Here is a 25660-nt window from a genome sequence, read left to right as displayed (position 1 = left end):
CTGTGGTCGAGGGGGTCAGCCGAGCGGCTTCAGGCCCGCGCCGGTCACGGCGTACTCGGCGGCACTGTCCGGGTCCGACGCCACCTGCAGGACCGCCTTCGCGACCAGCTCGGGTGTCAGGATCGGCTCCATGTTGGCAAGGAACGTCTCCCGGTCGAGGCCGGCCCGCGCGGCGTAGCCGTCGACCGCCTCCGCACCCACGCCCGTCGGAGTGAGCTGCGGCAGCAGCGTGACGAACCGGATGCCGAGCCCCGCCCGCGCGGACTCGTCGGCCGCATAGGCGCCGATGGTGCGGACCGCCGCGTTGGCCCCCGCGTAGCCGCCGCTGAGCGGCGAGCCCTTCAGCGCGGCGCCACTGGACATCTCCACGACCACGCTCCCGGGCGCGAGCGGCGCGCGCAGCGCCGCGCGGGTCCACACGAAGGCCTGACGGGTGTCGACGTTCCAGTTGACGGTGAAGCTCTCCCAGCTCTGCTCGTGCAGCGGTGCGAGCAGCGGCCGGGCGCCGGCGTTCAGCACCAGCAGCGCGGGGCGCTCCTCGCGCACGAGGCGCTCGGCGAGCTCCTCGTCGCCGGCGTCGCCGACGACGGGCACGAAACCGTTGCCGAGCTCCTCGCGTGCGGCGGCGAGATCGGCCTCGGTGCGGGCGACGCCGAGGACGCGGGTCCCCTCGGCGACGAGCGCGGCGGCGACGACGCGGCCGAAGCCGCGGCCGGCTCCGGTGACGACGGCGGTCATGGCGGTCATGGCGTTCTCCCTGTGGCTGGTCCGACAGATCCGGTGTGTCGGTATCCAGACCGGCCGCAGGGAGAAAATCCGTCGCGAACGCGCCGACGACTTTTTACCGGAATGCGTCCTGGCCGGTCAGAGCCTTGCCGATGACCAGCTGGTGCATCTCGACGGTGCCCTCGTAGGTCAGCACCGACTCGAGGTTGTTGGCGTGGCGCATGATCGGGTACTCGAAGCTGATGCCGTTGGCGCCCAGGATCGTCCGGGAGGTGCGGGCGATCTCGATGGCCTCGCGGACGTTGTTGAGCTTGCCGTAGCTGACCTGCTCCGGGCGCAGCGTGCCCGCGTCCATCCGGTTGCCCAGGTGCCAGGCGAGCAGCAGGCCCTTGTTGAGCTCCAGCGACATGTCGGCCAGCTTGGCCTGGGTGAGCTGGAAGCCGGCCAGCGGCCGGCCGAACTGCTCGCGGGTGATGCTGTACTCGCGCGCCGTTTCCAGGCAGGAGCGGGCGGCGCCCAGCGCGCCCCAGACGATGCCGTAGCGGGCCTGGTTGAGGCAGGAGAGCGGGCCCTTCAGGCCCCGGACCTCGGGGAAGACGGCGTCGGCGGGCAGTCGCACGTTGTCCAGGACCAGCTCGGAGGTGACCGAGGCGCGCAGCGAGCCCTTGTGCTTGATCTCCGGGGCGGAGAAGCCGGGCGTGTCGGTGGGGACTACGAAGCCCCGGATGCCGTCCTCCGTCTGCGCCCACACGACCGCGACACCGGCGACGGAGCCGTTGGTGATCCACATCTTGCGGCCGTTGAGGACCCAGTCCGAACCGTCACGCTTGGCGTTGGTGCGCATGGAGGCGGGGTCGGAGCCGTGGTCCGGCTCGGTCAGGCCGAAGCAGCCGATGATCTCGCCGGCCGCCATGCCGGGCAGCCACTGCTGCTTCTGCTCCTCGGAGCCCCAGCGGTGGATGGCGTACATCGCCAGCGAGCCCTGGACGGAGACGAGGGAACGCAGACCGGAGTCGGCGGCCTCCAGCTCCACGCAGGCCAGGCCGTACTGGACGGCGGTGGCGCCGGCGCAGCCGTAGCCGTGCAGGTGCATGCCCAGCGCGCCGATGGAGCCCAGCTCACGGGCCAGCTCGCGGACGGTCGGCAGCTGTCCGGCCTCGTACCAGTCGGCGATGTGCGGCAGGACGCGGTCCGCGCACCAGGCGCGGACGGTGTCACGGACGGCGAGGTCCTCGTCGCTCAGCAGGTCGTCGAAACCGAGCGGGTCACGGGGGTCCAGTGCGGTGCTCATGCTCATTCCTTATCAGGCTCGGTCTCGGAGGGGAAAGGCTGGTCGCTGGGCGCGGCCAGCCAGGCGCGCACGGCGTCATTGTGCTCGCCGAGGCGGGGCGGGGCGAGGGGGGGCCGGACCGGCGTGGCGGTCAGCGTCAGCGGGCTGCGCACCTGCGGCACGCGCCCCCCGCCCACCTCGGCCACCGGGTCCAGGCCCAGTTCGGTGGCGAGCGCGAACGCCCCGGCCAGGTCGTTGACGGGCCCGCAGGGGACACCGGCCTCGGTCAGCCGCGCCTGCCACTCGGCCGCGCCGTGGGCGGCGAGCGCCGCCTCCAGCACGACGACGAGTTCGGCGCGGTTGCGCACGCGCTCGCCGTTGGTGGCCCAGCGGGGGTCCTCGGCCAGGCCCGGCACGCCGAGGACCGTGGCCAGCGCACGGAACTGCCCGTCGTTGCCGCAGGCCACGGCGAGCAGCTCCGGGCCGCCCACGCCGTCGGTGGAGCCGCAGTGCAGCGTCTCGTACGGGGCGATGCTGGGGTGCTGGTTGCCCATCCGCCCCGGCGGGCGGCCGGTGGCGAGGTAGGACGAGGCCTGGTTGGCCAGCGAGCCGAGCAGGGAGGCGAAGAGATTCACCTCGACGTGCTGGCCCTGGCCGGTGCGGTCGCGGTGGCGCAGCGCCGCGAGGATCGCGGCGACGGCGTCCTTGGCGGTCAGCACGTCCACCAGGGCGACACCGACCTTGTGCGGCTCGCCGTCCCGCTCGCCGGTGATGCTCATCAGGCCGCCCATGGCCTGGATCACGAAGTCGTAGCCGGGCAGCGGGCTGCCGGTGCCGAAACCGGTGATCGAGCAGTAGACCAGCCCAGGGTTGGCCGCCAGCGCGGCCGCCTGGTCCAGGCCGTAGCGGGCGAGCGAGCCGGGCTTGAAGTTCTCGATCAGGATGTCCGCGCGGGCGGCGAGCTCCCGGGCGAGGGCGGCGTCGGCCGGGTCGCCGAGGTCGAGGGTGACGCCCTGCTTGGAGCGGTTGGCGCAGTCGAAGTAGGCGGCGGTCCCGTCGACGAACGGCGGCCCCCAGGAGCGGGTGTCGTCGCCCGCGCCGGGCCGCTCGACCTTGACCACCGTCGCGCCCAGGTCCGCCAGGGTGGCCGCGGCGAGCGGGCCGGCCAGCACGCGGCTGAAGTCGGCCACGAGAACGCCGTCGAGCGGCGCGGGTGTGGTTGCCATGGCTCTCATGCTTGCAAGATCCAAACAATGGTTGGAATAGGCCCCTTCGGTGAGAAGTACGACATGGACACTCCGGACCGTCCATGGCGTGGTCGGCGAGGCCGGGCTGTCGCAGCCGGGCACTAGGCTGGAGCACAGGCAAGCGGAAGGCGGAGGGCATCGTGACCACGGTGGAGACAGGCCTGCTCGACACCTTCGGGCGTCGCGCGGTGGACCTGCGCGTCTCCCTGACCGACCGGTGCAACCTGCGCTGCACGTACTGCATGCCCGAGGAGGGCATGCAGTGGCTGGCGAAGGACACCCTGCTCACCGACGAGGAGATCGTCCGGCTGGTCCGCATCGCGGTCGGCGACCTGGGCGTGCGCGAGGTGCGCTTCACCGGCGGTGAGCCGCTGCTGCGCCCCGGGCTGGTCGGGATCGTCGCCGCGTGCGCGGCGCTCGACCCGCGGCCCGAGCTGTCGCTCACCACGAACGGCATCGGCCTCGCCCGCACGGCGTCCGCGCTGGCCGGGGCCGGGCTGGACCGGGTCAACGTCTCCCTCGACACGCTCGACCCCGGGACCTTCCGCACGCTCAGCCGCCGCGACCGGCTGGCCGACGTGCTGGCCGGGATCGAGGCCGCGCACGAGGCGGGCCTGCGCCCGGTCAAGCTGAACGCGGTGCTGATGCGTGGCGTCAACGACCACGAGGCGGCGGACCTGCTGGCCTGGTCGCTGGAGCGGGGCTACGAGCTGCGCTTCATCGAGCAGATGCCGCTGGACGCGCAGCACGGCTGGGTCCGCGAGAACATGATCACCGCGGCGGAGATCCTCGCGAGCCTGGGCACGCGGTTCACCCTCACCCCCGAGCCTGACGCGGCGCGGGGCGCCGCCCCGGCCGAACGCTGGCTCGTCGACGGCGGCCCGGCGCGGGTCGGCGTCATCGCCTCGGTCACCCGGCCCTTCTGCCGGGCCTGCGACCGCACCCGGCTCACCGCCGACGGTCAGGTCCGCAACTGCCTCTTCGCGACGGAAGAAACGGATCTGCGGGCAGCCCTGCGCGCCGGCGGTACCGACGCGGACGTCGCGGAGCTGTGGCGCAAGGCGATGTGGGGCAAGAAGGCCGCCGCCGGCACGGACGCCCCGACGGGCATCGACGCCCCGGCCTTCCACCAGCCGGACCGCCCCATGTCGGCCATCGGCGGCTGACCTCCCGTTGCGAAAAGGCGCGAGCTAGAGTGGCCCGAGCCATTCGAGCCCGGGGGGATGCCCGCATGACGCCTGAGAACCGGAACGTGCTGGTTCGTCATCCCGCCCGGGTGGTCGCGGGCCTCTTCGCGGTGACGGCCGTCGTCGGCTGGCGGCTGGGGTGGCCGATGGGCTTCGACGACGCGGTGTACCGGGCCGGGGCCTGGGCCGTGCTGCACGGCAAGCCGCTGTACGAGCCGTTGGCGACCCTCCCCGACTGGTCGCAGGTGCGGCAGCTGCCCTTCACCTACCCGCCCGTCGCGGCGCTGCTGTTCACCCCGCTGACGCTCTTTCCGCTGCAGCTGGCGTGGGGCGTGATGGCGGTGGCGTCCGCGCTGGCGCTCGGCTTCGTCGTGCGGACGGGGACGGGCCTGCGGGGGGTCGCCGGCGCGCTGACGCTGCTGGGGGCCTTCGCACTGGAGCCGGTCTGGCGCAGCTTCGCGCTCGGGCAGGTCAACCTGCTGCTGCTGGCGCTCGTCATGGCGGACGTGCTGCTGCTGCGGGGGACCCGCTGGGGCGGGAGTCTGATCGGGCTGGCGGCGGCCGTGAAACTGACGCCGCTGCTGTTCGTCGCGCATCTGCTCGTCACCGGCCGGCGGGCCGACGCGCTGCGCGCCGTCGGCACCTTCGTCGGGCTCAACCTGCTCGGCGCCCTGGTGCTGCCGACCGACACCGTGAGCTATCTGACCGGCGGCATGCTGGGCGGCGACGACGCCACCGGGAACGCCTGGGGTGGCAACCAGTCACTGAACGGACTGCTGCAGCGACTCAGCGGGCAGGCGGGCTGGGCCTTCGACGTCGCGGCGGTCGCGGGCGCGGTGTGCGTGGTGGTGGCGCTGCTGGTCGCCCGTCGCCTGCACCGGCGCGGGGAGGTGCTGGGGGCGCTGCTGGTGACGGCGTGCGCCGCGGCGCTGGCCAGCCCCATATCGTGGAGTCACCACTGGGTCTTCGTGGTGCCGCTGGCGGCCCTGCTGGTGCGTCAGGTGGCACGGACCGGCGCGCGCGAGCCGCGTCTGCTGCTCGGCGGGCTGGTCGTCGTCTTCAGCGGGTGGTCGCTCTTCGTCGTGCCCATGGGGGAGGGGCGCGAGCTGCGCTGGAACGCGTTGCAGATGCTGCTGGGCGACCCGTACGTGCTGGTCGGCACGGTGGTGCTCGGTGTGCTGGCGTGGCGGCTGCTGCCGGGTCCGTCGCGTCCGACGGAACCCGTCGCGGTCAGCCTGCCTGGGCCTCGCCCCGAGAGTCGTCAGCCTGCCAGTCAGCCAGCGTCACGACGTCCTTGAGGAAACCGCGCAGGTCCAGGAACTGGGCGAGGTGCTCGCGGTGCTCGTCGCAGGCGAGCCAGGTCTTGCGGCGCTCCGGGGTGTGGATCTTGGGGTTGTTCCACGCCAGCACCCAGGTGGCGGTCGCCCGGCAGCCCTTGGCGGAGCAGATGACGGGTTCGGCTGCTTCGGTGTTCATGGCCCTAACCTACAAGGACCGAGCAACCTGCGATCCGACCCGGCAAAGGCGATGCCGGGCAGCCACGGGGGGAGCCGCCCGGCATCGGTCCGTCGCTCCGACGGGGGGATGCGGAGCGCGTCAGCAGTATGGCACGAAGGCATGTGCCAGTGGCCACCGATCCGAGTAAAGAACTTGAGCCTCGCTGAAGCCTGTCTTAAGGCTGGGTGTCGCTGTTCACGTTCGCGTTCACGTCCGCGCTCGGGCCCGGGCCGAGCGCCGGCGGAGGCACGTAGTCGATCTGGAACGTCTCGGGCGTCTTCGGCGCCCCCTCGCGGCCGGCGTTGGCGAAGACCACGGCGAAGTAGGGGATGACCGTGCCGCCGACGAGGGCCACGATCGCGGCGATCCGCGACTCCTGCCACAGCACGACGGCGAGTATCACGCACACCGTGCGGACCACCATGGCGAACATGTAGCGGCGCTGCCGCCCCCGCACGTCCTCGGTCAGGCCGGTCCGCGCGCCGGTGATCCGGATCGCCTTCGCCTTGCTCATCCCGCTGCACCGCCCCTCTGTCCTGTGTCCGGTGGAGTCCGCGTGGGGCCTCTCCCCGACAGGACCACGGTACGCCGCGGGCACCCGCCCGAGGAGAGGGGGGTGCCCGCGACACGTCGCGCCGTTACGAGGCCTGGCTCACGGAGCTCATGTGGAAGTCCCTCACCCGCACCGGCGGCATCGCCGTGCGGGTGAACCAGTCGCTCCACTCGCGCGGCAGGCAGCGCTCGGTGCGGCCGACCTCGGTGATCCGGCCGAGCAGGTCGACCGGGGACTCGTTGAAGCGGAAGTTGTTCACCGCGCCGGTCACCTCGCCGTTCTCGACCAGGTAGACGCCGTCGCGGGTGAGGCCGGTCAACAGCAACGTGGCCGGGTCCACCTCACGGATGTACCACAGGCACGTCAACAGCAGGCCGCGCTCCGTCCGGGCGACCATCTCCTCGAGCGTCGCGCCCGTCTGCGGCTCGGGGCCCGTGAGGACGAGGTTGTCGATCCCGGGGCGCACCGGCAGGCCGGTGAGGCCCGCCGAGTGACGGGTGGTCAGCAGGTTGGCCAGCTCGCCCTCGCGGAGCCAGTCCGTGGGCGCCAGCGGCAGGCCGTTGTCGAAGACGGAGCTGTCGCCGCCGGAGGCGTGCGCGACGACGAACGGCGCAGCCTCCAGACCCGGGTAGGCCGGGTCGCTGCGCAGGGTCAGCGGCAGCTGGGCCAGCTTCTCGCCGATCCGGGTCTTCCCGCCCGGCCTGGAGAAGACCGTGCGGCCCTCCGAGGCGTCGCGCCCGCCGGCCGACCAGGTCATGTAGATCATCAGGTCGGCCAGCGCGGAGGGCGGCAGCAGCGTCTCGTAGCGGCCGGCCGGCAGGTCCACCTTGCGCTCGGCCCAGGCCAGCCGCTGCGCGAGCTGGGCCTCCAGCGCCAGGGCGTCCACGTCGCGGAAGTCGCGGGTGGCCGCGCCCGCCCAGGCGGAGGCGGAGAGGTCGGCGGTCTTGGCGTTGAGCTCCAGGGTGCCGGTCGGCTGGTCGTGCCGGAGCCGGATCCCGGTGGAGGTGCCCAGGTAGGTCGACGTGACCATGTGGTTGGCGAAGCCGTAGAGCAGCCGGCCGCTCTTGCGGGCCAGCGCGAACGCCTCGCCGAGCGCCGGGGCGAACGCGGCGAAGACCTCGGCGGTGGTCTCGTCCGGGGCGTCGGCGAAGTCCGCCGAGGCGGGGCCGGCGGCGGGGAGCAGCGGCTGCGCGTCCTCGGCCGGACCGGCCGCCCGCGCGGCCGCCTCGGCGGCCCGGACCAGCGACTCCAGGTCGTCCCTGGTGACGGCCTCGCGGGAGACCACGCCCGCGGCGGTGCCCTCCTGGCCGTCGACCGTCGCGACGACGGTGAGGGTGCGGCCGCGCGTCACGCCGTTCGTGGTCAGGCTGTTGCCCGCCCAGCGCAGGTTGGCCGTGGACTCCTCGTCGGCGATGACGACGCAGCCGTCCGCGCGGGACAGCTCCAGCGCCCGCTCGACCAGCTCGTGCGGCCGGCTCCCGGCGGCGGACAGGCCCGGGCCGGTCATCGGATGTCCCCCTTCGGCCTGCGGTGCCCCCGGAAGGGCGAGCGTGCGCGCTGTGCGGCGAGCGTGTGGATATGCGTCGTCATGAGGTCAAAGGTATGGCCAGAGGGAGCCGGGAGGTAACCGTCCGCACCGGTCACTGCCTGAAACTCACGGCCCGGAACTCACCGCCTGACCCACCGCCTGACCCACCGCCCCGGACTCACCGCCCGGAACGGGAGATCGTCACGGCCACGTCGTCGAACGGCACCTGGATCGGGGCCTCGGGCTTGTGCACCGTGACCTCGACCTCGTGCACTCCCTCGTGCTCCAGGCAGGCGTCGGCGATCTGCTGGGCCAGGGTCTCGATCAGGTCGACCGGCGGCCCCTCGACGAGCGCCACCACCTGCTCCGAGACCCGGCCGTAGTCGACCGTCAGGGCGAGGTCGTCGGCGGCGGCCGCGGGGCCGCAGTCCACGCCCAGGGCGACGTCGACGACGAAGGTCTGGCCGTTCTCCCGCTCGTGGTCGAAGACGCCGTGGTTCCCGCGCGCTCGCAGCCCGCTGAGGGTGATCCGGTCCAGCGACATGAGTCTTCCCTTCGTCGCAGTGGTCGTCACAGTTGGTCGGTGTGCTTCGGACGCCACCACACCCGCGGGGAGTCCGGGTCCGGCAGGCTGTGGACGAACGTGTCGGGCTGCTCGAACGTCGGCGCCACGATCCGCGCCACGCAGTCGCCGACCTCGTCGGGGCTCACCCATCCCTCCTGCGTCGGGTAGTGCGGCCAGACGCCGGCGAGCGGCGTGAGGACCTGCAGTTCGTGGAACCGCACCCGGGCGTCGGCCAGTTCGGCGGAGAAGCCGCGCAGCATCATGTTCTGCGCGGCGCCGGCGATGGAGATCAGGCCGGACTTCCGCAGCGGCTGGGTGGCCGCCACACCGTTCAGGGTCAGGTAGACGGACTGCTCATGGTCCGTCAGGAGGGGGACGAACGCCCGGGCGACGAGGAAGTGCACGGTCAGGTTGGAGTGGAGGCTCTCCTCCCACTCCTTGTCCGTCGCCTCGGTGAGGTTCTTGCCCTGCCACCAGGTCCCGAGCGAGGCGACGACCCCGTCCAGCCGGCCGAAGGCCGCGTGCGCGAGGAGGCGGTCCCTGAACGCGGCGACGCCTGCGGAGTCGCCGATGTCGGCGACGAAGGTGTGCAGGCGGTCCACGGTGCCGTCGGGGGCCTCGGCACGCAGGCGCTCCAGCCGCTCGGCGGACCGGGAGGGCACCGCGACCTGCGCGCCCGCGGCCAGGAGCGAGCGCACCACGCCGGTGCCCGCCAGCCCGGCCCCGCCTGCGACGAGAACCGTCCTGCCGTCGAGTTCAGCGTTCACTGGGTCCCCTTCTCTCATGTGGCGGCCTTTCAGGTGGCGGCACGCAGCACGGCCTCGAAGAGGCAGCGCGTACCGAAGGAGAGGTCGCTGATCCGGGCGTGCTCGTCGGTGCCGTGGATCAGTCGCATGTAGTCGACGTCGCTGGCCGAGGGGAAGAAACCGAAGACCTTCACCCCGGGCAGCGCCCTGGCGTCGCTCGAGGCGGAGTTGATGTACGGCAGGATCCGCGCGCCGGGCTCCGCGGCGGCGATGGCCGCGCCGAGGATGTCCAGGGTCTGCGCGTCGTCGCGCACCGGCGCGCTGGCGCGCCCGCGCACGACCGTCACCTCGACCCGGTCGCCGACCACACCCTGGATCACCCGGGCCCACCGCTCGGGCTCCTCGCCCGGCAGCAGGCGGCAGTCCAGCTCCACGGAGGCCTCGACCGGCGTCACATTGATCCGCTCACCGGCCGAGAGCAGGGTGGGCACCGCGGTGTTGTGCGTGCCGGCGAGCACGTACTCGCGCAGCGTGGGGTCGATGTCGAGCCCGGTGACCTTGGCCCAGGTGGGCTCCTCGACCAGGTTCGCGATCGCCGGCGCCGCGTCCGGGTACGCCTCGGCGAGCATGCCCAGCAGGCGGCGGGCGGCCGGTGACACGAGGGTGTCGGGCTGGAACGACTGCAACCGCACCAGGCCCGAGGCCAGATGGAAGATCGCGTTGTCCGTGCGGGGGATGGAGGCGTGGCCTCGGGAGCCCGCCGCCGTCAGGCGAAGCCGGGCGCTGCCCTTCTCGGCGACCTGGACGGTGAAGAGCGGGCCGGTCGGGGTCTCGAAGCGCTGCCCGCCGCCCTCGTTGAAGGCGATGTCGGCCTCGACGAGGGAGCGGTGGTTCTCCCACAGCCAGTGCGCGCCCAGGTGGCTGCCGGCCTCCTCGTCGGCGGTGACCACGTACAGGATGTCGCGGGTGAGCGTCAGGCCCAGCGAGCGGAGCAGCTTCACGATCACCAGGCCGGCGGCGATCTGGCTCTTCATGTCCAGGGCGCCGCGGCCCCAGACGCAGCCGTCGGCGATCTCCCCGGAGAAGGGCGGCCGCTTCCAGTGCTGCGGGTTGGCGCCGACGACGTCCGCGTGGCCCAGCAGCATCAGCGGCGGTTGCCGGTCCGACCCGGACAGCCGGGCGACCAGGTTGGCACGTCCCGGCTCCGCCTGGAGCACCTGGGCCGGCACGCCGACCCCGGCCAGTTCGGCGGTGAGGTACTCGGCGACGGCGATCTCGTTGCCGGGCGGATTGCTGGTGTCGAGCCGGACCAGCCGGGACAGGTGCTCGACCACCTCCGACTCGACCTTCGCCCAGTCCAGGCCCAGCCGTGCGATCAGGCTGTCGTGTTCCATGTCGCCCTTCCCCTTTCCGTTACGCGAGTGGCTCGAGTGAGCAGACCGCGCGCTGCTCCGCCTCGTCCAGTACCCGCCGGCAGGTGTCCTCGTCGTCGGCGACGGTGACGAGGACGGCCAGCCGGGGGATCGCCTCCTTGGGCGGCAGTCGCAGCGCGGTGCCCGGGCCGGCCAGGGTGAGAGCCCGCACCACGCCCGGTACCTCCAGGCAACCGGCCAGGTCGATCTCCCGCACGGTGCAGTCGAAGGGCGGGTAGAGGAACCGGATGCCCGCCGTCCGGTGGCGGTCGGGCGTCAGCAGGACGTCCTTACCGACCGCCAGGTCGCCTGCGGCGCCCACGAGATCGATCCCCGTGGCGAGTTGCCCCGCCCACGGGATCAGGCCGCCGCCGAGCCGCCCGTTGAGCTCCACCAGCCGTGGTCCGGCCGCGGTCATCCGCACCTCGGCGTGGGTCACGCCGTGCTCGACGCCGAGCGCCCGGTGGGCGTCGCGGACGAGCAGCCGGGCCTCCTGCTGCCAGGGCTCGTCCGTGAACCCGCTCACCAGGTGCCCGACCTCCTCGAAGTAGGGCGCGAAGGCCAGTTCCTTCTTCGCCACGTAGGCGCTCCGGACCCGGCTGCCGAGGACCGCCGAGTCGATGGCGACCTCCGGGCCGTCCAGGAACTCCTCCACCAGGACGCCGTGTCCGGTCGGCAGGTCCGCGTAGCCGACCGCGGCGGCCAGCGTGTAGGCGTCGCGGACCTGCTGCTCGTCCTCCGCCAGCACCACACCCATGCTGCCTGCGAGCGCCCTCGGCTTGACGACGACGGGCAGCCCGAGCTCCTCGGCCGCGGCCAGGGCCTCGTCCTCGGAGGTGACCAGGCGGTACCGCACGGACGGCAGCCCGGCCTCGGCCATCAGGCTCCGGGTGCGGTACTTGTCGCGGCAGTGCGCCGCGGCCGCGGCGGACATGTGCGGCAGCCCGAGCTTCTCCGCCGCCTGCGCGGTCACCTCCAGCACGGTCTCGTCCCAGGTGAGGACACCGACGCCGGGGCCGTCGGCGCCGAGCTGCGCCAGCGCCTCACCGAGGGCGGCCGGGTCGGAGGTGTCGGTCACCACGGCGCGGTCCAGGTAGGCGTCCTGCCACGTCGGCCCGGCGGGCAGCACGGCGGAGAGCCGGAACCGGCGGGACAGCGACTCGAAGGAGTACTCGCGGTACTCCTGACGGCCGCTGTTGACGATCAGCAGGTGCGGCAGCTGCGTCGGAGCCAAGGCGGAGCCTCTCGTGGTGTGTTCGGGAGCGGGGAGCGGACTTCAGGTGGCCGGCGGTTCGAAACGGCCGTCCGCGACGGTCCAGCCGCCGTCGACGGGGAGCACGGCCCCCGTGACGAAGCTGGACGCGTCCGAGGCCAGGTAGACCACGGCACCGGCCAGTTCCGGCGCCCGCCCCCAGCGTCCGAGGACGCTCTTGTCGGCGTAGGCCTGGTACCAGTGCGGCTGCGCCATGATCTGGGCCGTCAGCGGGGTCTCGATGATGCCGGGGGCGATGGCGTTGGCCCGCACCCCGTACGGCCCGAACTCGGTGGCCGCGCTGCGGATGAGCTGGGCCACGCCGGCCTTGCTGGCGGAGTAGACGCCCTGTCCGGGCTCCACGGTGACCGCCCGCATCGAGGAGAACGCGATGATGCTGCCCCGCCCGCGCTCGACCATCCGCGCCCCGAAGGCCCGCAGGACGTCGAAGGTCCCGGTCAGGTTGAGCGAGATGACCCGCTCGAACTCCTCGACGGAGTAGTCGAGCAGTCGCTTGCGCACGTGGGTGCCGGCGGTCAGCACGAGCACGTCGACGTCGCCGAGCTCCTCGGCCGCCCGCTGGACGGCCTCCCGGTCCCGGACGTCGAGCTCGTAGGCGGTGGCGTCGCCGCCGATCAGGGCGGCCACCTCCTTGGCCGCCGGACCGTCGATGTCGGCGCACACCACCCTCGCGCCCTGGGCCGCCAGAGCCTGGGCGGACTCACGGCCGATGCCGCTGCCCGCACCGATCACGACCGCGGTGCGGCCGTCGAGACGGAACAGCTGCGCGTAGTCGGGCCGCGCCTGGTCGGGCCGAAGGGTGTCGGTCACGGGTTCATCCCTGTCAGTGCGAAGAACTCCTGCCGGGACCGCGCGTCCTTGCGCAGCGTTCCCAGCAGCGTGGACGTGACGGTGTTGGAGCCGACCGCCCGGACGCCGCGCAGGCTCATGCAGGTGTGCTCCGCCTCGATCACCACGCCCACGCCCTTGGGCTCCAGGTGCTCGTCGAGCCAGTCGGCGATCTGCTTGGTCAGCCGCTCCTGCACCTGGGGACGGCAGGAGAAGTGCTCCACCACGCGGGCGAGCTTCGACAGGCCGAGGATGCCCTTGCCCGGCAGGTAGCCGACGTGGGCGATGCCCACGAACGGGAGCAGGTGGTGCTCGCACACCGAGCGGACCGGGATCCGTCGGGCGAGGACCAGCTCGTCGTAGCCCTCGTCGTTGGGGAAGGTGGTGAGGTCGAAGGGCCGCGGCGAGAACATCTCCGCGTAGGCGTGCGCCATGCGCTTCGGGGTGTCCTTGAGGCTGGCGCTGTCGGTCGCCACACCCAGGGCGGACAGGAACGCCGCTGCGGCGCGCTCCGCCTCGTCGAGGTCGATCCCCTCGCTCTGGTGGCTCACCCGCAGCCGCGAGACGGTCGTCAGCTCCGGCTCCTCGGCCGTGGTGTCAAGCAGGGTCGACATGGGGTGCTCCTTCGCGCGGTGCGGGTTCGTGGGAGGGCGTCATCAGGCCGTCGTCGTCCGGGTGCGGACGAGGGCGTCGGAGATCCGCGCCGCCTGCTTGTTTGCCGCCACGTTGTGGATGCGGATCATGTCGACCCCGGCCTGGATGCCGAGGGCGGTGACCGCGAGGGTGGCCGGGTCGCGCTCGGTCGGCACGCCGCCGACGATCTCCCCGATGAAGTTCTTGCGGGAGTGCGACAGGAGCGTGGGGATGCCGAACTCCCGCATCCTCTCCAGGTACTGGCAGAGCAGCAGGTTCTGCTGCGGCGTCTTGCCCATGCCCAGGCCGTAGTCGGCGATGAGCCGCTCGGCGGGGATGCCCATGTCCTGGGCGTAGGCGATCTGGGCGTGCAGGTCGGCCGTCACGTCCGCGAGCACGTCGTCGAGCGGGACGTGCGGGAAGTAGGGGCCGTTGGGGCCGACGACGGCGCCCTGGGCCGGCGGGTGGTTGGTGAGGATCAGCGGCGCGCCGCGCTCCGCGACGACCTTGGCCAGGTCCGCGTTCCAGCCGCCCTCGGTCGTGCGCAGGCCCCAGCAGCTGTTGATCAGGTGGGCGCCGGCGTCGAGCGAGGCCTCGGCGACGCGGGCCTGGTAGGTGTCCACGGAGATCGCGATCGGGACCTCGCGGGCGATGGCCCGCACGATCGGGACGACCCGGTCGAGCTCCTCCTGCCACGGGACGGGCGCGGCGCCGGGGAAGGCCGGCACACCGCCGATGTCCACCAGGTCCGCGCCCTCCTCCAGCGCCTGCCGGGCGCGGGCGACGGCGGCGGCCTCGGCGTCGCCGGCGAGGTAGACGCCGTCGCCGCTGAACGAGTCGGACGTCGCGTTGAGGATGGCGAGGATGTAGGTGCGGCTGCCCCAGGCGATCTCGAGGTCGCCGACCTGGAGGGTCCTGTCGGTCGTCATGCCAGCTCTCCCTGCTCGGTACTCAGTTCTGGGTCGCGCACCAGGCCGACGAGGACGAAGGAGCCGGTGACGCACACCAGCCCGTCCGGGCCGGCGAGGAGCCGGGCCTGCTCGTAGGCCTTCGCCGGGTCCGGCTCGACGTGGATCTCGAGCGCCGGGTCGAGCTCGGCCAGCACGGCGGCCAGGTCCTCCGCCGGACGGCTCACCGCGGTGCCGAACTCGGTCCGTCCCACGTAGGTGGTGGCGACCACGGAGGTGAGCCGGCCCGCGAGGCCGCGCAGCGAGTTGGCCACGTCCTGGGCCTTCGACAGCGCCACGACACCGACCCGCGGCCGGTAGTGGTCGAACGCCTCCTCGAGCGCGGCGGCGAGCGCGTCCAGCTTCGGCGGGCAGTGGGCCCCGTCCATCAGGACCAGCGGGTTCGTCCCGACCGCCTCCAGGCGGCCCGGGATCTGCACCTTGGCCAGCGCCGCGCGCCAGCGCTCCTCGGGCACGTCGATGCCGTAGGGGACCAGCGCGCGCACCGCCGCCACGGCGAGGGCGGCGTTGTCCACCTGGTGCCGACCGACGGCGCGCAGTCGCAGTCCGGCGAACTCCTCGTCGCCGATCCGCAGCGACCAGCGGGCGCCCTCGTGGTCGACCTGCGCCTCGGTGACGTGGATGTCGACGCCGGCCTCCCGGACGCCGGCGCCCACGGCGGCCGCACGCTCGCGGATGACCTCGGCCAGGTCCGGCTGGGTCACCCCCGAGATCGCGGTGCAGCCGGGCTTGACGATCCCGGCCTTCTCCCGGGCGACCTCCCGCAGGGTGCCGCCGAGCAGGTCCACGTGGTCGTCGCCGACGTTGGTGATGACGCTCACCCAGGGGTGCACCACGTTGGTCGCGTCGGTGCTGCCGCCCATGCCGACCTCGACGACGGCGACGTCGACGTCACAGTCCGCGAAGTATCGCAGCGCCAGCCCGGAGACGGCCTCGAACCAGGTGGGCCCGATGTCGCCCAGGCGCTCCCCCAGATCGCGGGTGCGGTCCAGTAGTTCGTCCGCGTCGATCGGCACGCCGTCGACGAGGAAGCGCTCGGTGAGGGAGTGCAGGTGGGGCTTGGTGTGCAGGCCGACGCGGTAGCCTCCGGCGCGCAGCATGGCCGCGATCATGCGTGAGGTGGAGCCCTTGCCGGCGGTACCGCCGACATGGACGACGCGGAGCCGTTCCTGCGGGTCACCCAGGACGGCCATCAGGCGGTTCACCCGGTCCGCGTCCATCTCCTCGTCCATACGACGAGGCCGTGAGATGGCGGCGACCGCGTCGTACAGCAGATCCGGTGTGATCGAAGAAGTCGTCATTGTCCCCCGTGTTCCCGTGCTGTGAATGTGCAGGTGTGCGCACAATGCGGCGGTTTCGCGGCCGATGCGGGAATAGCGGATCAACGCGGCCGAATGTGCGACCGAATGCAAGGTCAAAGCCGACCATTGCTGCAGTGCGCAGAGCCGTCGCAGTAAAAGTGCGCTCATGGCAGCACTCGTGAGTCCCTTGCCTCCCCGTGGACCGGAGACATCTCCGCACATCCGCGGCCGTCACGTCAAGCGGCAAATTGTCTACCCGCATTGATGCTTCAACCCTCAACAGAACCCCTCCGTCCGGGGGCCCCCGGCTGGCGGTTGTCTCGGCATCCGGGCGGTGCGTAGCGTCGTCCGGCGGCTCTCTCGGGGGGAGTCGCACAACGGGGAAACGGAATAGCTCATGCGCATGCGGCGCCTCTTGTCCGCCGTCGATTCCCATACCGAGGGGATGCCGACCCGGGTCGTGACCGGGGGGATCGGTTCCATTCCCGGGGCCGACATGGCAGAGAAACGACTCACGTTCATCCGGTCCTACGACCACATCCGCGAGCTGCTCGTCAACGAGCCGCGGGGCCACGCGGCCATGAGCGGCGCGATCCTGCAGCCGCCGACCCGCCCGGACGCGGACTGGGGGGTTCTCTACATCGAGTCCTCCGGATGTCTGCCCATGTGCGGGCACGGGACCATCGGTGTGGCGACCGTGTTGGTGGAGACCGGTATGGTCGAGGTGACCGAGCCGATCACCCGCATCCGGCTGGACACACCGGCCGGCCTGGTCGTGGCCGAGGTCACCGTGCGCGAGGGCGAAGCCCGTTCGGTGCGGATCCAGAACGTTCCTGCGTACGTCGACGAGCTCGACGCCACCGTCGAGGTGCCCGGGTACGGCACCGTCCGCTACGACTCCGCGTTCGGTGGGAACTTCTACGCGATCCTTCCCGCAGCCGAGTTGGGCATCGCGTTCGACCGGTCGGAGAAGGCCCGGCTGCTGGAGGCCGGGCTCGCGCTGATGGCCGCCGTCAACGAGCAGCGCAGGCCCGTCCATGTGGCGGATCCCGCCATCGCGGGCTGCAAGCACGTGCAGATCACGGCACCCGGTACCGACGGTGCGGACAGCCGCAACGCGATGGTGATCCATCCCGGCTGGTTCGACCGCTCGCCGTGCGGGACCGGAACCTCGGCCCGCATGGCGCAGTTGCACGCACGCGGCGAGCTGTCGCTGCATCAGGACTTCGTCAACGAGTCGCTGCTGGGCACCCGGTTCACCGGGCGGCTGATCGAGGAGACCGGCATCGCCGGACGGCCGGCGGTCACGCCCACCATCGAGGGCCGCGCCTGGATCACCGGGACCGCGCAGTACGTCCTGGACCCCGCGGATCCGTTCCCGCGCGGCTTCGTGCTCTGACGCCTCGACCACAGACCGCATCGACGTATCGACCAACGGGGGTAACACGCCATGCCCACGCTCCTCGCCGAGAGCGCCGAGCTGAAGGACGCCTACACGACCGAGGGGTGGTGCCGCAGCCCGTTCCGGTTCGGCCCCGACGCCGTGGACCTGCTGCGTCGTCGCATCGACCTGCTCTGTCAGGAGGACCGGCCGGAGGTCGTCCACGAGCGCGACGGCGGAGCCGTGCGCGGCATCCACGGCTGTCACGCCTACGACGAGTTGTGCGCCGCGCTGGTGCGCCACCCGCTGCTGCTGGGGCTGGCCGAGACACTGGTCGGCGGCCCGGTGTACGTCTACCAGTTCAAGGTCAACCTGAAGCAGGCCCGTGAGGGCGCCGCCTGGCCCTGGCACCAGGACTTCGCCTTCTGGAGCGAGGAGGACAGGATGCCGACGGACCGGGCGGTCAACCTCGCCGTCCCGCTCGACGAGGTCCACGCGGACAACGGGCCGCTGGTGGTCCTGCCCGGGACGCACCGACTCGGCCTGTTCGACCTGCCCGAGCGCGACGGCGAACCGGACGGGCGGGCCGACTGGCGCTCCCACGTCTCCGCCGACCTGGCCTACACCGTCCGCACCGACCGCGCCGAGGAGCTGGAGCGACGGATGGGACGACGGACGATCCTCGGACCGGCCGGCAGTGTGCACGCCTTCCACCCGAGCATCGTCCACGCGTCGTCGAACAACCGGTCCCCGGACCGGCGCGCGCTGCTGCTCATCACCTACAACGCCGTCGACAACGCCCCGGCGCAGCCGACCCGGCCGGCGTTCCTGGTCGGTCGTGACACCGAGCCGGTCACCCCCGTGGACGACCCGCGCCTCGGCGTGGAGTCGGGATGACCCCGCCCGGCGGGCCGAGCCTGTGGCGCAACCGGAACTTCGTGCTGCTCTGGGGTGGGCAGACCGTCAGCGAGGCCGGCACCGCCGTCACGACCTTCGCGCTGCCCTACCTCGCCGTCGTCACCCTCCACCGCAGCACCCTCGAGGTCGCGGCGCTGCAGGTGTTCGCCACCCTGCCGTTCATCCTGTTCGCGCTGCCCGCCGGGGCGTTGATCGAGCGCGCCTCCAAGCGCCGGGTGATGATCTGGACGGATCTGGCCCGGGCGCTGGTGCTGCTCACGGTGCCCCTCGCGGCAGGGATGCACGCGCTCGGCATGCCGCAGCTGTACCTCGTCGCCACGGTGTCGGGGGTGCTGAGCGTGCTCTTCGGCATCGCCTACCCGACCCTGGTCCCCGCTCTGGTGGAGCCGGCGCAGCTCGCGGACGGCAACAGCAAGCTGCAGATCTCCACCTCGGTGGCCCAGATCACCGGTGCGAGCGTGGGCGGCGTGCTGCTCGCGGCCCTGGGCGCGGTCGGGGCCGTGGTCGTCGACGCGTGCTCGTTCGTCGTCAGCTGCGCGAGCCTGGTCGGGGTCCGCGGCGACATGCGCCGCCCCGCGGCCCGGACGGCCCGCCTCTCGGTGCGCGAGGACATCGCCGAGGGCCTGCGGGTCATCTGGCGCGACCGGATCCTGCGCGCCCTGCTGCTGAACGGCGGCACCTCGGTGCTCTTCTCCACCATGACCAGCGCGCTGTTCGTGCTCTTCCTGGTGCGTGACCTGCACGGCGCGCCGACCGTGGTCGGCGTCGTGCAGGCCGCCGGAGGGGTGGGCGGGGTCCTGGGCGGCGTCCTCGCGCCGCGGCTCGTCCGGCGGTTCGGCAACGCCCGGGTGATCCTCCACGCCAAGCTCTGGTTCAGCGGGGCCTTCGCCCTGCTGCCCTGCGCCACGCCCGGCTGGGGACTGCTCGTCGCGGGCGCGGTCGGCTTCGCCGGCTTCGCCGGGGTCGTCGTCTTCAACACGGCGGCGATCAGCCTGCGGCAGCAGATGTGCCCGCCGGAGCTGCAGGGCCGGATGAACGCCACGTTCCGCTGGGTGGTCTGGGGCGGGATGCCGCTGGGCGCGATGCTCGGCGGACTGCTCGGTACCCGCCTGGGCGTCCGCGAGACGATCCTGCTCGCCGGGCTCGGCTCGCTCTCCGGCGCCTTCTGGCTGTGGCGCAGCCCCCTGCGCACCCTGTCCCGCACGCCCGAGCCCGCGGCCGAGCAGGCCGTGCCGGTGTCGCGATGACTCCCGGTGCCGCGATGACTCCCGGCGCCGAGGTGGTGGTCGTGGGCGCCGGGATCGTCGGCGCCGCCGTGGCCCGGGCGCTCGCCCTGGCGGGGGTCGGCGTGACGGTCCTCGACCGCGGCCCGGCCGCGTGCGGGACCTCGGCGAGCGGCGAGGGCAACATCCTCGTCTCCGACAAGGCGCCGGGACCGGAGCTGGAGCTCGCGCGGCACTCGGCGGGCCTCTGGCCCGCGCTGGCCGCCGAGCTCACCGAGGAGCTCGGCCCCCGCTTTCCCGCGCTGGAGTACGAGCCCAAGGGCGGTCTGGTGGTGGCGACGACCGCCGAGGGCGCGGCCGGCCTGACCGGTTTCGCCGCCGCGCAGCGCGACGCGGGTGTGCTCGCGACGGAGCTGTCGGCGGACCAGGCCCTGGCGCTGGAGCCCTGGCTGACGCCGGATCCGGCCGCGGTCGTGCACTATCCGGAGGACGCCCAGATCCAGCCGGTCGTCGCCACCGAGGCCCTGCTCGCGTCGGCCCGCCTCCACGGCGCACGGCTACGCGTCGGCTGCGAGGTCCTCGGGCCGGTCGTGGCCCGTGGGCGGCTCGTCGGCCTGCGCACCACGGGCGGCGACATCGCGGCGGACCAGGTGGTCGTCGCGGCCGGACCGTGGTCCGGCGAGGTCGCCGCCCGTCTCGGGGTGGACCTGCCGGTGCTGCCGCGACGCGGCGTGGTGCTGGTGACCGCGCGGATGCCGCAGCGGGTGTTCCACAAGGTCTACGACGCCGACTACGTCGGGGCGGTCGCCTCCGGCGCCGAGGACCTGCAGACCTCCGGCGTCGTGGAGTCCACACCGGCCGGCACGGTCCTGATCGGCTCCTCCCGCGAGCACGTCGGGTTCGACGCGACGCTGCGGGTCCGCGTGCTGCGCGAGCTCGCCGCCAGGGCGCTGCGGCTCTTCCCCTTCCTCGCGGACGTGCCCGTGCAGCGGGCCTACGGAGGCTTCCGCCCGTACACGCCGGACCACCTGCCCGTGATCGGCCCCGACCCGCGGCTGCCGGGCCTGTGGCATGCGACCGGGCACGAGGGGGCCGGCATCGGGCTGTCGGCCGCCACCGCGGAGCTGCTGCGCGACCTGCTGCTGGACCGGACCCCGACGCTCGCGGCCACGCCGTTCGCCGTCGACCGGTACGTCCTCACCTCCACCGCACCGCCCACCGCCGCAGGGACGGAACACGGATGACGATCGAGTTCGACGGACGACTCCTGGAAGGGCGGCCCGGCCAGACGATCGCGGGCGTGCTGCTCGCCGCGGGCGAGCCGTGCGGCGTGTTCTGCGGCATCGGCATCTGCTTCGGCTGCCTCGTCACCGTCAACGGCGTGCCGGACGTGCGCGCCTGTCAACGCCCCGCGCGCGAGGGCGACGTGGTGGCCGTGCAGGGCGGCCGGGAAGGGGAGCGGCCATGACGCAGGTCGTGGTGATCGGCGCGGGCCCGGCGGGCCTGGCGGCCGCCGTCCGCGCCCGCGGCCGAGGCGCCGAGGTCGTGCTGGTGGACGCGATGGCCCAGGTGGGCGGCCAGTACTGGCGACGGCCGCCGGAGGGCCCCGGCGGCGACGGGCCGCTCCCCGGCAACGACGCGCGCCGCTTCGCCGTCCTGCGGGAACGCCTGGCCGCCGACCCCGGCTGCCGGGTGCTGACGGGCACCCAGGTCTGGGCGCTGGAGCAGCGACCGGGGCTGCCACCCGAGGTGCACCTGCTGCAGGAGAGCCCGGACGGGGAGAACCGGCGGCTGGTACTGGCCCCGCAGGCACTGGTGCTGGCCACCGGCGCGCACGACCGGACCCTGCCGTTCCCGGGGTGGGACCTCCCGGGGGTGTTCACGGCGGGCGCGGCGCAGACGCTGGCCAAGGGCGAGGGCCTCCCGGTCGGGCGGCGCGTGCTGGTCGCCGGTGCGGGCCCGTTCCTGCTCCCCGCGGCCGTCTCGCTGGCGGCAGCCGGGGCGCGTGTCGTCGGCGTCCACGAGGCCGCCTCGCTCGGCCGACTGGCCGACGGCTACCTGTCGCGCCCCTGGGAGTCGGCCGGCGCCCTGGGCAAGACCCTCGAACTCGGCCGCTACGCCCTCGCCCACGCGCGGCACCGCATCCCCTACCGCACCGCCTCCGCCGTGGTGGCCGCGCACGGCGCGCAGCGGGTCGAGTCCGTCACCGTCGCCGCCCTGGACGCGGAGTGGGCACCGGTGCCCGGTACCGGGCGCGAGCTGGAGGTCGACGCCGTCTGCGTCAGCCACGGGTTCACGCCGCGCCTGGAGCTGGCGGTCGCCGCGGGGTGCCGGATCGCATCCGGGCGCGCCGTCCTGGTGGACGCGGCCCAGCGCACCAGCGTCCCCGGCGTCTACGCGGCCGGTGAGATCACCGGCACCGGCGGGGCGCACCTGGCGCTCGCCGAGGGCGCCGTGGCCGGGCACTGCGCCGCCGGTGGCGACGTCGCGGACCCGGGGCTGCGCGGGATCCGGCGGCTGCGCCGGGTCCACGCGGCCTTCGCGCGTCGGCTCGAGGCCGCCCACGCGGTCCGGCCCGGCTGGAGGGGCTGGCTCGACGACGCCACGACCGTCTGCCGCTGCGAGGGGGTCACCGTGGGCACGCTGCGGGAGGTGGCCGCGGCGACCGGGTCCGCGGGGATGCGCTCTCTGAGGCTGACCACCCGGGCCGGGCTGGGGATGTGCCAGGGCCGCGTCTGCGGTCGGACGGTCGAGGAACTGCTCGGCGTCGAAGGCGCCGGTGACCACCGCCCGGTCGCCGTGCCCGTCCGGCTCGGCGACCTCGCCTCGGAGCCGGTGGCCGTGGAGCTGGTTGACAGTACATCAGCACATAGGATGAAGCCCGTCGAACCGTGCGGGACACAGCGAGCGAACAGGGGTGGGGCGTGACCGAGGCAGTGACCGTCGAGACGCGGCACGAGGAGACCACCGAGGAGTTCCCCGACCATCTGCCGGCCGCGCTCGTCGAGTTGCTGCAGGAGCGCGGGTGCAGCCCGGACACGCTCTACGAGAAGCTCGGGATGCGGATCACCGAGGCCACCGCGGAGCGGGCGAGCGGCACGATGCCGGTGGAGGGCAACACCCAGCCCTACCGGCTGCTGCACGGCGGGGCGTCGCTGGCGTTCGCCGAGACGCTGGCGTCCATCGCGGCCATCCTGCACGCGGGACGCACCCGCGTGGCGGTCGGCGCCGAGGTGAGCGCGACGCACCACCGGCCCGCCCGTTCGGGGCTGGTGCACGGTGAGGCGACGGCGATCCACCTGGGGCCGACCACGGCCACGTACGAGGTACTGATCAAGGACGCCAGGCAGCGGCGCCTGTGCACGGTCCGGGTCAGCTGCGCGATCCGCCCGCTCTGACCGAGTCATGCTGGGCGCTCTCCGGCGCGGCCGCGGCCCCGGCCCGCCGGGAACGGACGGAGAGCGCCATCACCGCGAGCGTCAGGACCTGGAGGGCCAGCGCGGCCACCGCCAGCGGGGTGGCGCCGTGCACGAGCATCAGGCCGCCGACGAGACTGCCGAGCGCCTGGCCGGAGTAGACGGCGGACCCGCTGAGGGAGAGCACCACCGGCGCGTGCTGTCCGCCCGCGTTGATCAGCCGCTTCTGCTGGGCGGGATTGACGGTCCAACCGATCAACGACCACAGCACCACGACCAGGTACAGCAGCGCGGCCGGGACGAGGCCCGTTCCGCCGGTGCGGGCCAGCACCACCGCGAGGCCGAGCACCGGCACGAGCAGCGCGGTGGCGGCCATGGCGACCCGCTGTGGCGGATAGCGGTCGATCAGCCAGCCGGCCGCCTGGTTGGACACCACGCCGCAGACGCCGTAGACCAGGTAGACCCAGGTGACCGCGCCGCCCTGGATCCCGGCGGTGTGCTGGGCGAACCACGCCAGGTAGGCGTAGAGCACGAACATGGCGCAGAAGGTCAGCACACTGCCGAGCAGGATGCCCGGGATCCCGGGCAGGGCCGCGGCCTTGGCGCGGTCGCGCAGCGAGGCGACCCCGGCGGAGGGGACCGCCGGCAGCGCGCGGGCGATGCCGGCCAGCGCGACCAGGCTCAGCGCGGCGACGAAGACGAACGTCGCACGCCAGTCGGCGAGGCTGCCGATGGTCGTGCCGATCGGCACACCGAGGGCGCTGGCGAGGGTCAGGCCGCCGAGGACGGCGGTCAACGCCCGGCCCCGCTCCGCGGGTTCGACGATCGCCGCCGCGCTGGCGGAGGCCGCCGGCATGTAGAGGGCGGCCGAGAAGGCCGCCAGCACCCGGGCGATCATCATGACCGTGTAGTCCGGCGCCAGCGCCGCCATCAGGTTCGCGGCCACGAAGCCGCCCAGCGAACCGACCAGCACCCTCCGCCGGTCCAGGCTGCCGGTGCCGACCGCCAGGACCGGCGCGGCCAGGGCGTAGACCGCCGCGAACACCGTGATCAGCAGTCCGGCGGTGGCCACGCCCACGCCGAGGTCCTTGCCCACGGACGGCAGCACTCCGCTGATCACGAAGGCGTCCGTGCCCAGCGTGAAGGATCCGAGCGCCATCAGCAGCACCGGCCGACGGGCCGCGCCGCTGGGCAGCGTGGCCGCTATTCCCCGTACACCCATGTGTCTCTCCTGGCTCTGCGTGACTACTGGCCGCTCATGGCGACGTGCCGACTCGGGCGGGTCGCGGCGTAACCGCGCAGATCGACGTACCGCTCCCGCAGTTGACGCTTGAGCACCTTCTCGGTCGGTCCCACCGGGATGTCGGCGGTCTCCGAGGCGAGCTCCAGCAGGGCGAGCGACGGCTGGCCCTGCTCCGCGAGGGCCTGGTTGGCCCGGGCGAGCAACTCCTGCGGGTCGACCTCGGTCCGCCGCGGCCGGACGATCGCCACCGGCACGGTCAGCTCGCCGTCCTGCCCGGCCGCCACGGCGCAGTCGGAGATCTCGGGGAGGGCCAGCAGCAGCGTCTCCTCCATCAGCACCGAGTAGCCGTCGCCGTCGCGGGTGCGGATCCGGTCGATCTCGCGGTCCACGTGGAAGAAGTCGTCGTCCCCGGTCCGGTAGGCCAGGTCGCCGGTGAGCTTCCAACCGCCCAGCCGGCCCCGGTAGTAGGTGTCGGAGTCGTTCCAGTATCCGGGGGAGAGCGACTCGCTGCGCACGGCGAGCAGGCCGACCTCGCTGTCGGCCGCGGGGGAGCCGTCCTCCCGCAGCACGGCGACCTCCGCGAGGGCGACCGGCTTGCCGAGGTAGCGCGGGCTCTGCGGGGAGTCGCCGGTGACGACGCGGCGCAGGGCCGCCCAGCCGAGCTCGGAGGCGCCCAGCGCGTCGCCGAAGACCGAGCCGAGGACCTCCTTGCCCTCCACGGTCCGGCGACCCAGCTTGATCAGTTCGCGGATGTGCGCGTCGTGGGCGGAGTCGCCGGTGTTCATCCAGTCGGCCACGGAGGCGAAGTCGGCCGGGTCGGGGTCGGACTCGACCAGGGCGGCGAACGTCTGGTGGAACGCCAGGACGGTCGTCGGCCGGTAGGCGGCAACGGACTTGGTGACCCCCGCCGGGCTGCGGTCGGCGACGGAGATCAACGGCAGGCCCGCGAGCAGCGCGTAGTAGGTGAACGCGATCGCGCCGGAGTGGGACTGCGCGATCGCCGACAGCATCACCGAGTCGGCCGGCTCCGGGTGGCTGGCCAGTCGGAAGCGGGCGCCCGCGACGCTCTGTCGGTGGGTCCACACCACCAGCTTGGGCACGCCGGTGGTGCCCGAGGTGTGGCACAGGACCACCGGGTCCTCGTCCTGGTGCGCGTACCAGGCCTCGGCGGGCAGCGCGGGCGCGGTGAGCGCGCCGATCTGACGGCGCGTCGTGGTCCAGCGCAGGCTTGCGGTGCGCTCGTGGCGGCCCTGCAGCAGCTCCAGGTGCGCACTGTCGGTGTAGAGGCCGACCGGCGCCGCGCGCTCGATCAGGGCGAGCGCGAACTCGGGCACCATGCGCCCGTTGAGCAGGACGGCGATCGCACCGATCTGGGCGAGCGCGGTCAGGTGGACCTGGTCCTCGAAGGTGTCCTCGAGCCAGACCACGACCCGGTCGCGCGGGCGCACGCCCTGGGCGTGGTACCAGGCCGACCAGGCCTCGGCCAGCGCGTTGAGCCCGGCCAGGCTGAAGAACTCCCGTTCCTCTCCCGCCGCGTCCAGCAACGGGCGGTCGACGACCAGGGCCGTGGCTTCGGGATTGTCACTCGTCTCCAGGGCGACGCGCCACGCATTGCCGCCGCCGAATCGGCGCCCGGCGAGTTCTTCGCGTGCGGCGGAGGGGCGAAGTGTGGATTCGGTGAAGGGTGACGGTTTCGGCACGGAGCATGCTCCCTCGAGAAATGGAGTGGTTCCCGCGGGCAGGCG

At 73.1% G+C, this 25660-nt stretch carries 25 protein-coding genes; 9 read left to right on the top strand and 16 right to left on the bottom strand.

What is annotated here, in order from left to right:
- Positions 1 to 15: 15 nt before the first annotated feature.
- The 3 genes from BMY61_RS30225 to BMY61_RS30215 all read right to left on the bottom strand — a co-directional run bounded on the left by BMY61_RS30225 (position 16) and on the right by BMY61_RS30215 (position 3222).
- Positions 16 to 747, bottom strand: coding sequence for an SDR family oxidoreductase (locus BMY61_RS30225; protein ID WP_042446261.1), 732 nt, complete (start codon positions 745 to 747; stop codon positions 16 to 18).
- Positions 748 to 841: 94 nt separating this feature from the next.
- Complete coding sequence (locus BMY61_RS30220) at positions 842 to 2017, bottom strand: acyl-CoA dehydrogenase family protein (RefSeq protein ID WP_082014948.1); 1176 nt, start codon at positions 2015 to 2017, stop codon at positions 842 to 844.
- A 2-nt stretch (positions 2018 to 2019) separates the two neighbouring features.
- On the bottom strand, positions 2020 to 3222 hold the full coding sequence (locus BMY61_RS30215; RefSeq protein WP_042446257.1) for a CaiB/BaiF CoA transferase family protein: 1203 nt from the start codon (positions 3220 to 3222) through the stop codon (positions 2020 to 2022).
- Between the two features lie 170 nt (positions 3223 to 3392).
- Here BMY61_RS30215 and moaA point away from each other — a divergent pair, with 170 nt between their 5' ends.
- A complete protein-coding gene (gene moaA / locus BMY61_RS30210) occupies positions 3393 to 4409 on the top strand; it encodes a GTP 3',8-cyclase MoaA (protein ID WP_075004120.1) in 1017 nt (338 codons plus the stop codon).
- A 65-nt stretch (positions 4410 to 4474) separates the two neighbouring features.
- Entirely contained in the window at positions 4475 to 5728 is a 1254-nt protein-coding gene (locus BMY61_RS30205) for a glycosyltransferase 87 family protein (protein ID WP_052438606.1), read from the top strand.
- Here BMY61_RS30205 and BMY61_RS30200 read toward each other — a convergent pair.
- The 11 genes from BMY61_RS30200 to BMY61_RS30150 all read right to left on the bottom strand — a co-directional run bounded on the left by BMY61_RS30200 (position 5661) and on the right by BMY61_RS30150 (position 15734).
- Positions 5661 to 5906: a hypothetical protein gene (locus tag BMY61_RS30200; protein ID WP_042446251.1), complete on the bottom strand. Its 246-nt coding sequence runs from the start codon at positions 5904 to 5906 to the stop codon at positions 5661 to 5663. The two genes, BMY61_RS30205 and BMY61_RS30200, sit on opposite strands and share 68 nt — an antisense overlap.
- 196 nt (positions 5907 to 6102) lie before the next feature.
- Positions 6103 to 6441 (bottom strand): DUF3099 domain-containing protein, encoded by a 339-nt coding sequence (locus BMY61_RS30195; protein ID WP_042446249.1) that lies wholly within the window; start codon positions 6439 to 6441, stop codon positions 6103 to 6105.
- 124 nt (positions 6442 to 6565) lie between these two features.
- Positions 6566 to 7987 carry a metallopeptidase TldD-related protein gene (locus BMY61_RS30190; RefSeq protein WP_236655972.1) on the bottom strand — a complete coding sequence of 474 codons (1422 nt, stop codon included), beginning with the start codon at positions 7985 to 7987 and terminating at the stop codon, positions 6566 to 6568.
- 199 nt (positions 7988 to 8186) lie between these two features.
- A complete protein-coding gene (gene folB / locus BMY61_RS30185; RefSeq protein WP_042446449.1) occupies positions 8187 to 8546 on the bottom strand; it encodes a dihydroneopterin aldolase in 360 nt (119 codons plus the stop codon).
- A 32-nt stretch (positions 8547 to 8578) separates the two neighbouring features.
- Positions 8579 to 9340, bottom strand: coding sequence for an SDR family oxidoreductase (locus tag BMY61_RS30180; RefSeq protein ID WP_052438605.1), 762 nt, complete (start codon positions 9338 to 9340; stop codon positions 8579 to 8581).
- A 29-nt stretch (positions 9341 to 9369) separates the two neighbouring features.
- The gene (locus tag BMY61_RS30175; protein WP_042446246.1) at positions 9370 to 10713 is read right to left on the bottom strand and encodes a M20/M25/M40 family metallo-hydrolase; all 1344 of its coding nucleotides are present in this window, start codon (positions 10711 to 10713) and stop codon (positions 9370 to 9372) included.
- Between the two features lie 19 nt (positions 10714 to 10732).
- Positions 10733 to 11965 (bottom strand): ATP-grasp domain-containing protein, encoded by a 1233-nt coding sequence (locus BMY61_RS30170; RefSeq protein ID WP_052438604.1) that lies wholly within the window; start codon positions 11963 to 11965, stop codon positions 10733 to 10735.
- Between the two features lie 42 nt (positions 11966 to 12007).
- Complete coding sequence (locus BMY61_RS30165; RefSeq protein ID WP_042446243.1) at positions 12008 to 12814, bottom strand: SDR family NAD(P)-dependent oxidoreductase; 807 nt, start codon at positions 12812 to 12814, stop codon at positions 12008 to 12010.
- The gene (gene folE, locus BMY61_RS30160) at positions 12811 to 13446 is read right to left on the bottom strand and encodes a GTP cyclohydrolase I FolE (RefSeq protein WP_042446241.1); all 636 of its coding nucleotides are present in this window, start codon (positions 13444 to 13446) and stop codon (positions 12811 to 12813) included. The genes BMY61_RS30165 and folE overlap by 4 nt, the downstream gene beginning before the upstream one ends.
- A gap of 42 nt (positions 13447 to 13488) precedes the next feature.
- The gene (gene folP / locus BMY61_RS30155; RefSeq protein WP_042446238.1) at positions 13489 to 14394 is read right to left on the bottom strand and encodes a dihydropteroate synthase; all 906 of its coding nucleotides are present in this window, start codon (positions 14392 to 14394) and stop codon (positions 13489 to 13491) included.
- Complete coding sequence (locus BMY61_RS30150) at positions 14391 to 15734, bottom strand: bifunctional folylpolyglutamate synthase/dihydrofolate synthase (protein WP_161791239.1); 1344 nt, start codon at positions 15732 to 15734, stop codon at positions 14391 to 14393. The genes folP and BMY61_RS30150 overlap by 4 nt, the downstream gene beginning before the upstream one ends.
- Before the next feature lie 397 nt (positions 15735 to 16131).
- Between BMY61_RS30150 and BMY61_RS30145 the strand changes: the two genes are divergently transcribed.
- The 7 genes from BMY61_RS30145 to BMY61_RS30115 are packed head-to-tail and all read left to right on the top strand — an operon-like array spanning position 16132 to position 22654.
- Complete coding sequence (locus BMY61_RS30145) at positions 16132 to 17133, top strand: proline racemase family protein (RefSeq protein WP_042446235.1); 1002 nt, start codon at positions 16132 to 16134, stop codon at positions 17131 to 17133.
- A gap of 51 nt (positions 17134 to 17184) precedes the next feature.
- Entirely contained in the window at positions 17185 to 18012 is an 828-nt protein-coding gene (locus tag BMY61_RS30140; protein WP_042446233.1) for a phytanoyl-CoA dioxygenase family protein, read from the top strand.
- Positions 18009 to 19280, top strand: coding sequence for an MFS transporter (locus tag BMY61_RS30135; RefSeq protein WP_042446230.1), 1272 nt, complete (start codon positions 18009 to 18011; stop codon positions 19278 to 19280). Before BMY61_RS30140 ends, BMY61_RS30135 begins: the two co-directional genes overlap by 4 nt.
- Positions 19277 to 20500, top strand: coding sequence for an NAD(P)/FAD-dependent oxidoreductase (locus BMY61_RS30130; protein WP_236655971.1), 1224 nt, complete (start codon positions 19277 to 19279; stop codon positions 20498 to 20500). Before BMY61_RS30135 ends, BMY61_RS30130 begins: the two co-directional genes overlap by 4 nt.
- Positions 20497 to 20724: a (2Fe-2S)-binding protein gene (locus BMY61_RS30125; protein WP_042446226.1), complete on the top strand. Its 228-nt coding sequence runs from the start codon at positions 20497 to 20499 to the stop codon at positions 20722 to 20724. Before BMY61_RS30130 ends, BMY61_RS30125 begins: the two co-directional genes overlap by 4 nt.
- Positions 20721 to 22184: an FAD-dependent oxidoreductase gene (locus BMY61_RS30120; RefSeq protein WP_042446224.1), complete on the top strand. Its 1464-nt coding sequence runs from the start codon at positions 20721 to 20723 to the stop codon at positions 22182 to 22184. The genes BMY61_RS30125 and BMY61_RS30120 overlap by 4 nt, the downstream gene beginning before the upstream one ends.
- On the top strand, positions 22181 to 22654 hold the full coding sequence (locus BMY61_RS30115; protein WP_236655970.1) for a hotdog fold thioesterase: 474 nt from the start codon (positions 22181 to 22183) through the stop codon (positions 22652 to 22654). Before BMY61_RS30120 ends, BMY61_RS30115 begins: the two co-directional genes overlap by 4 nt.
- On the opposite strand, the gene BMY61_RS30110 is transcribed toward BMY61_RS30115, so the two are convergent.
- Positions 22629 to 23894 carry an MFS transporter gene (locus BMY61_RS30110; protein WP_042446221.1) on the bottom strand — a complete coding sequence of 422 codons (1266 nt, stop codon included), beginning with the start codon at positions 23892 to 23894 and terminating at the stop codon, positions 22629 to 22631. The genes BMY61_RS30115 and BMY61_RS30110 overlap by 26 nt on opposite strands.
- Before the next feature lie 23 nt (positions 23895 to 23917).
- Entirely contained in the window at positions 23918 to 25615 is a 1698-nt protein-coding gene (locus BMY61_RS30105) for a class I adenylate-forming enzyme family protein (protein WP_236655969.1), read from the bottom strand.
- Positions 25616 to 25660: the final 45 nt, after the last annotated feature.

It is taken from the genome of Streptacidiphilus jiangxiensis, assembly GCF_900109465.1.
Lineage (GTDB): Bacteria > Actinomycetota > Actinomycetes > Streptomycetales > Streptomycetaceae > Streptacidiphilus > Streptacidiphilus jiangxiensis.
This window is presented reverse-complemented; position numbering and strand designations above follow the sequence as displayed.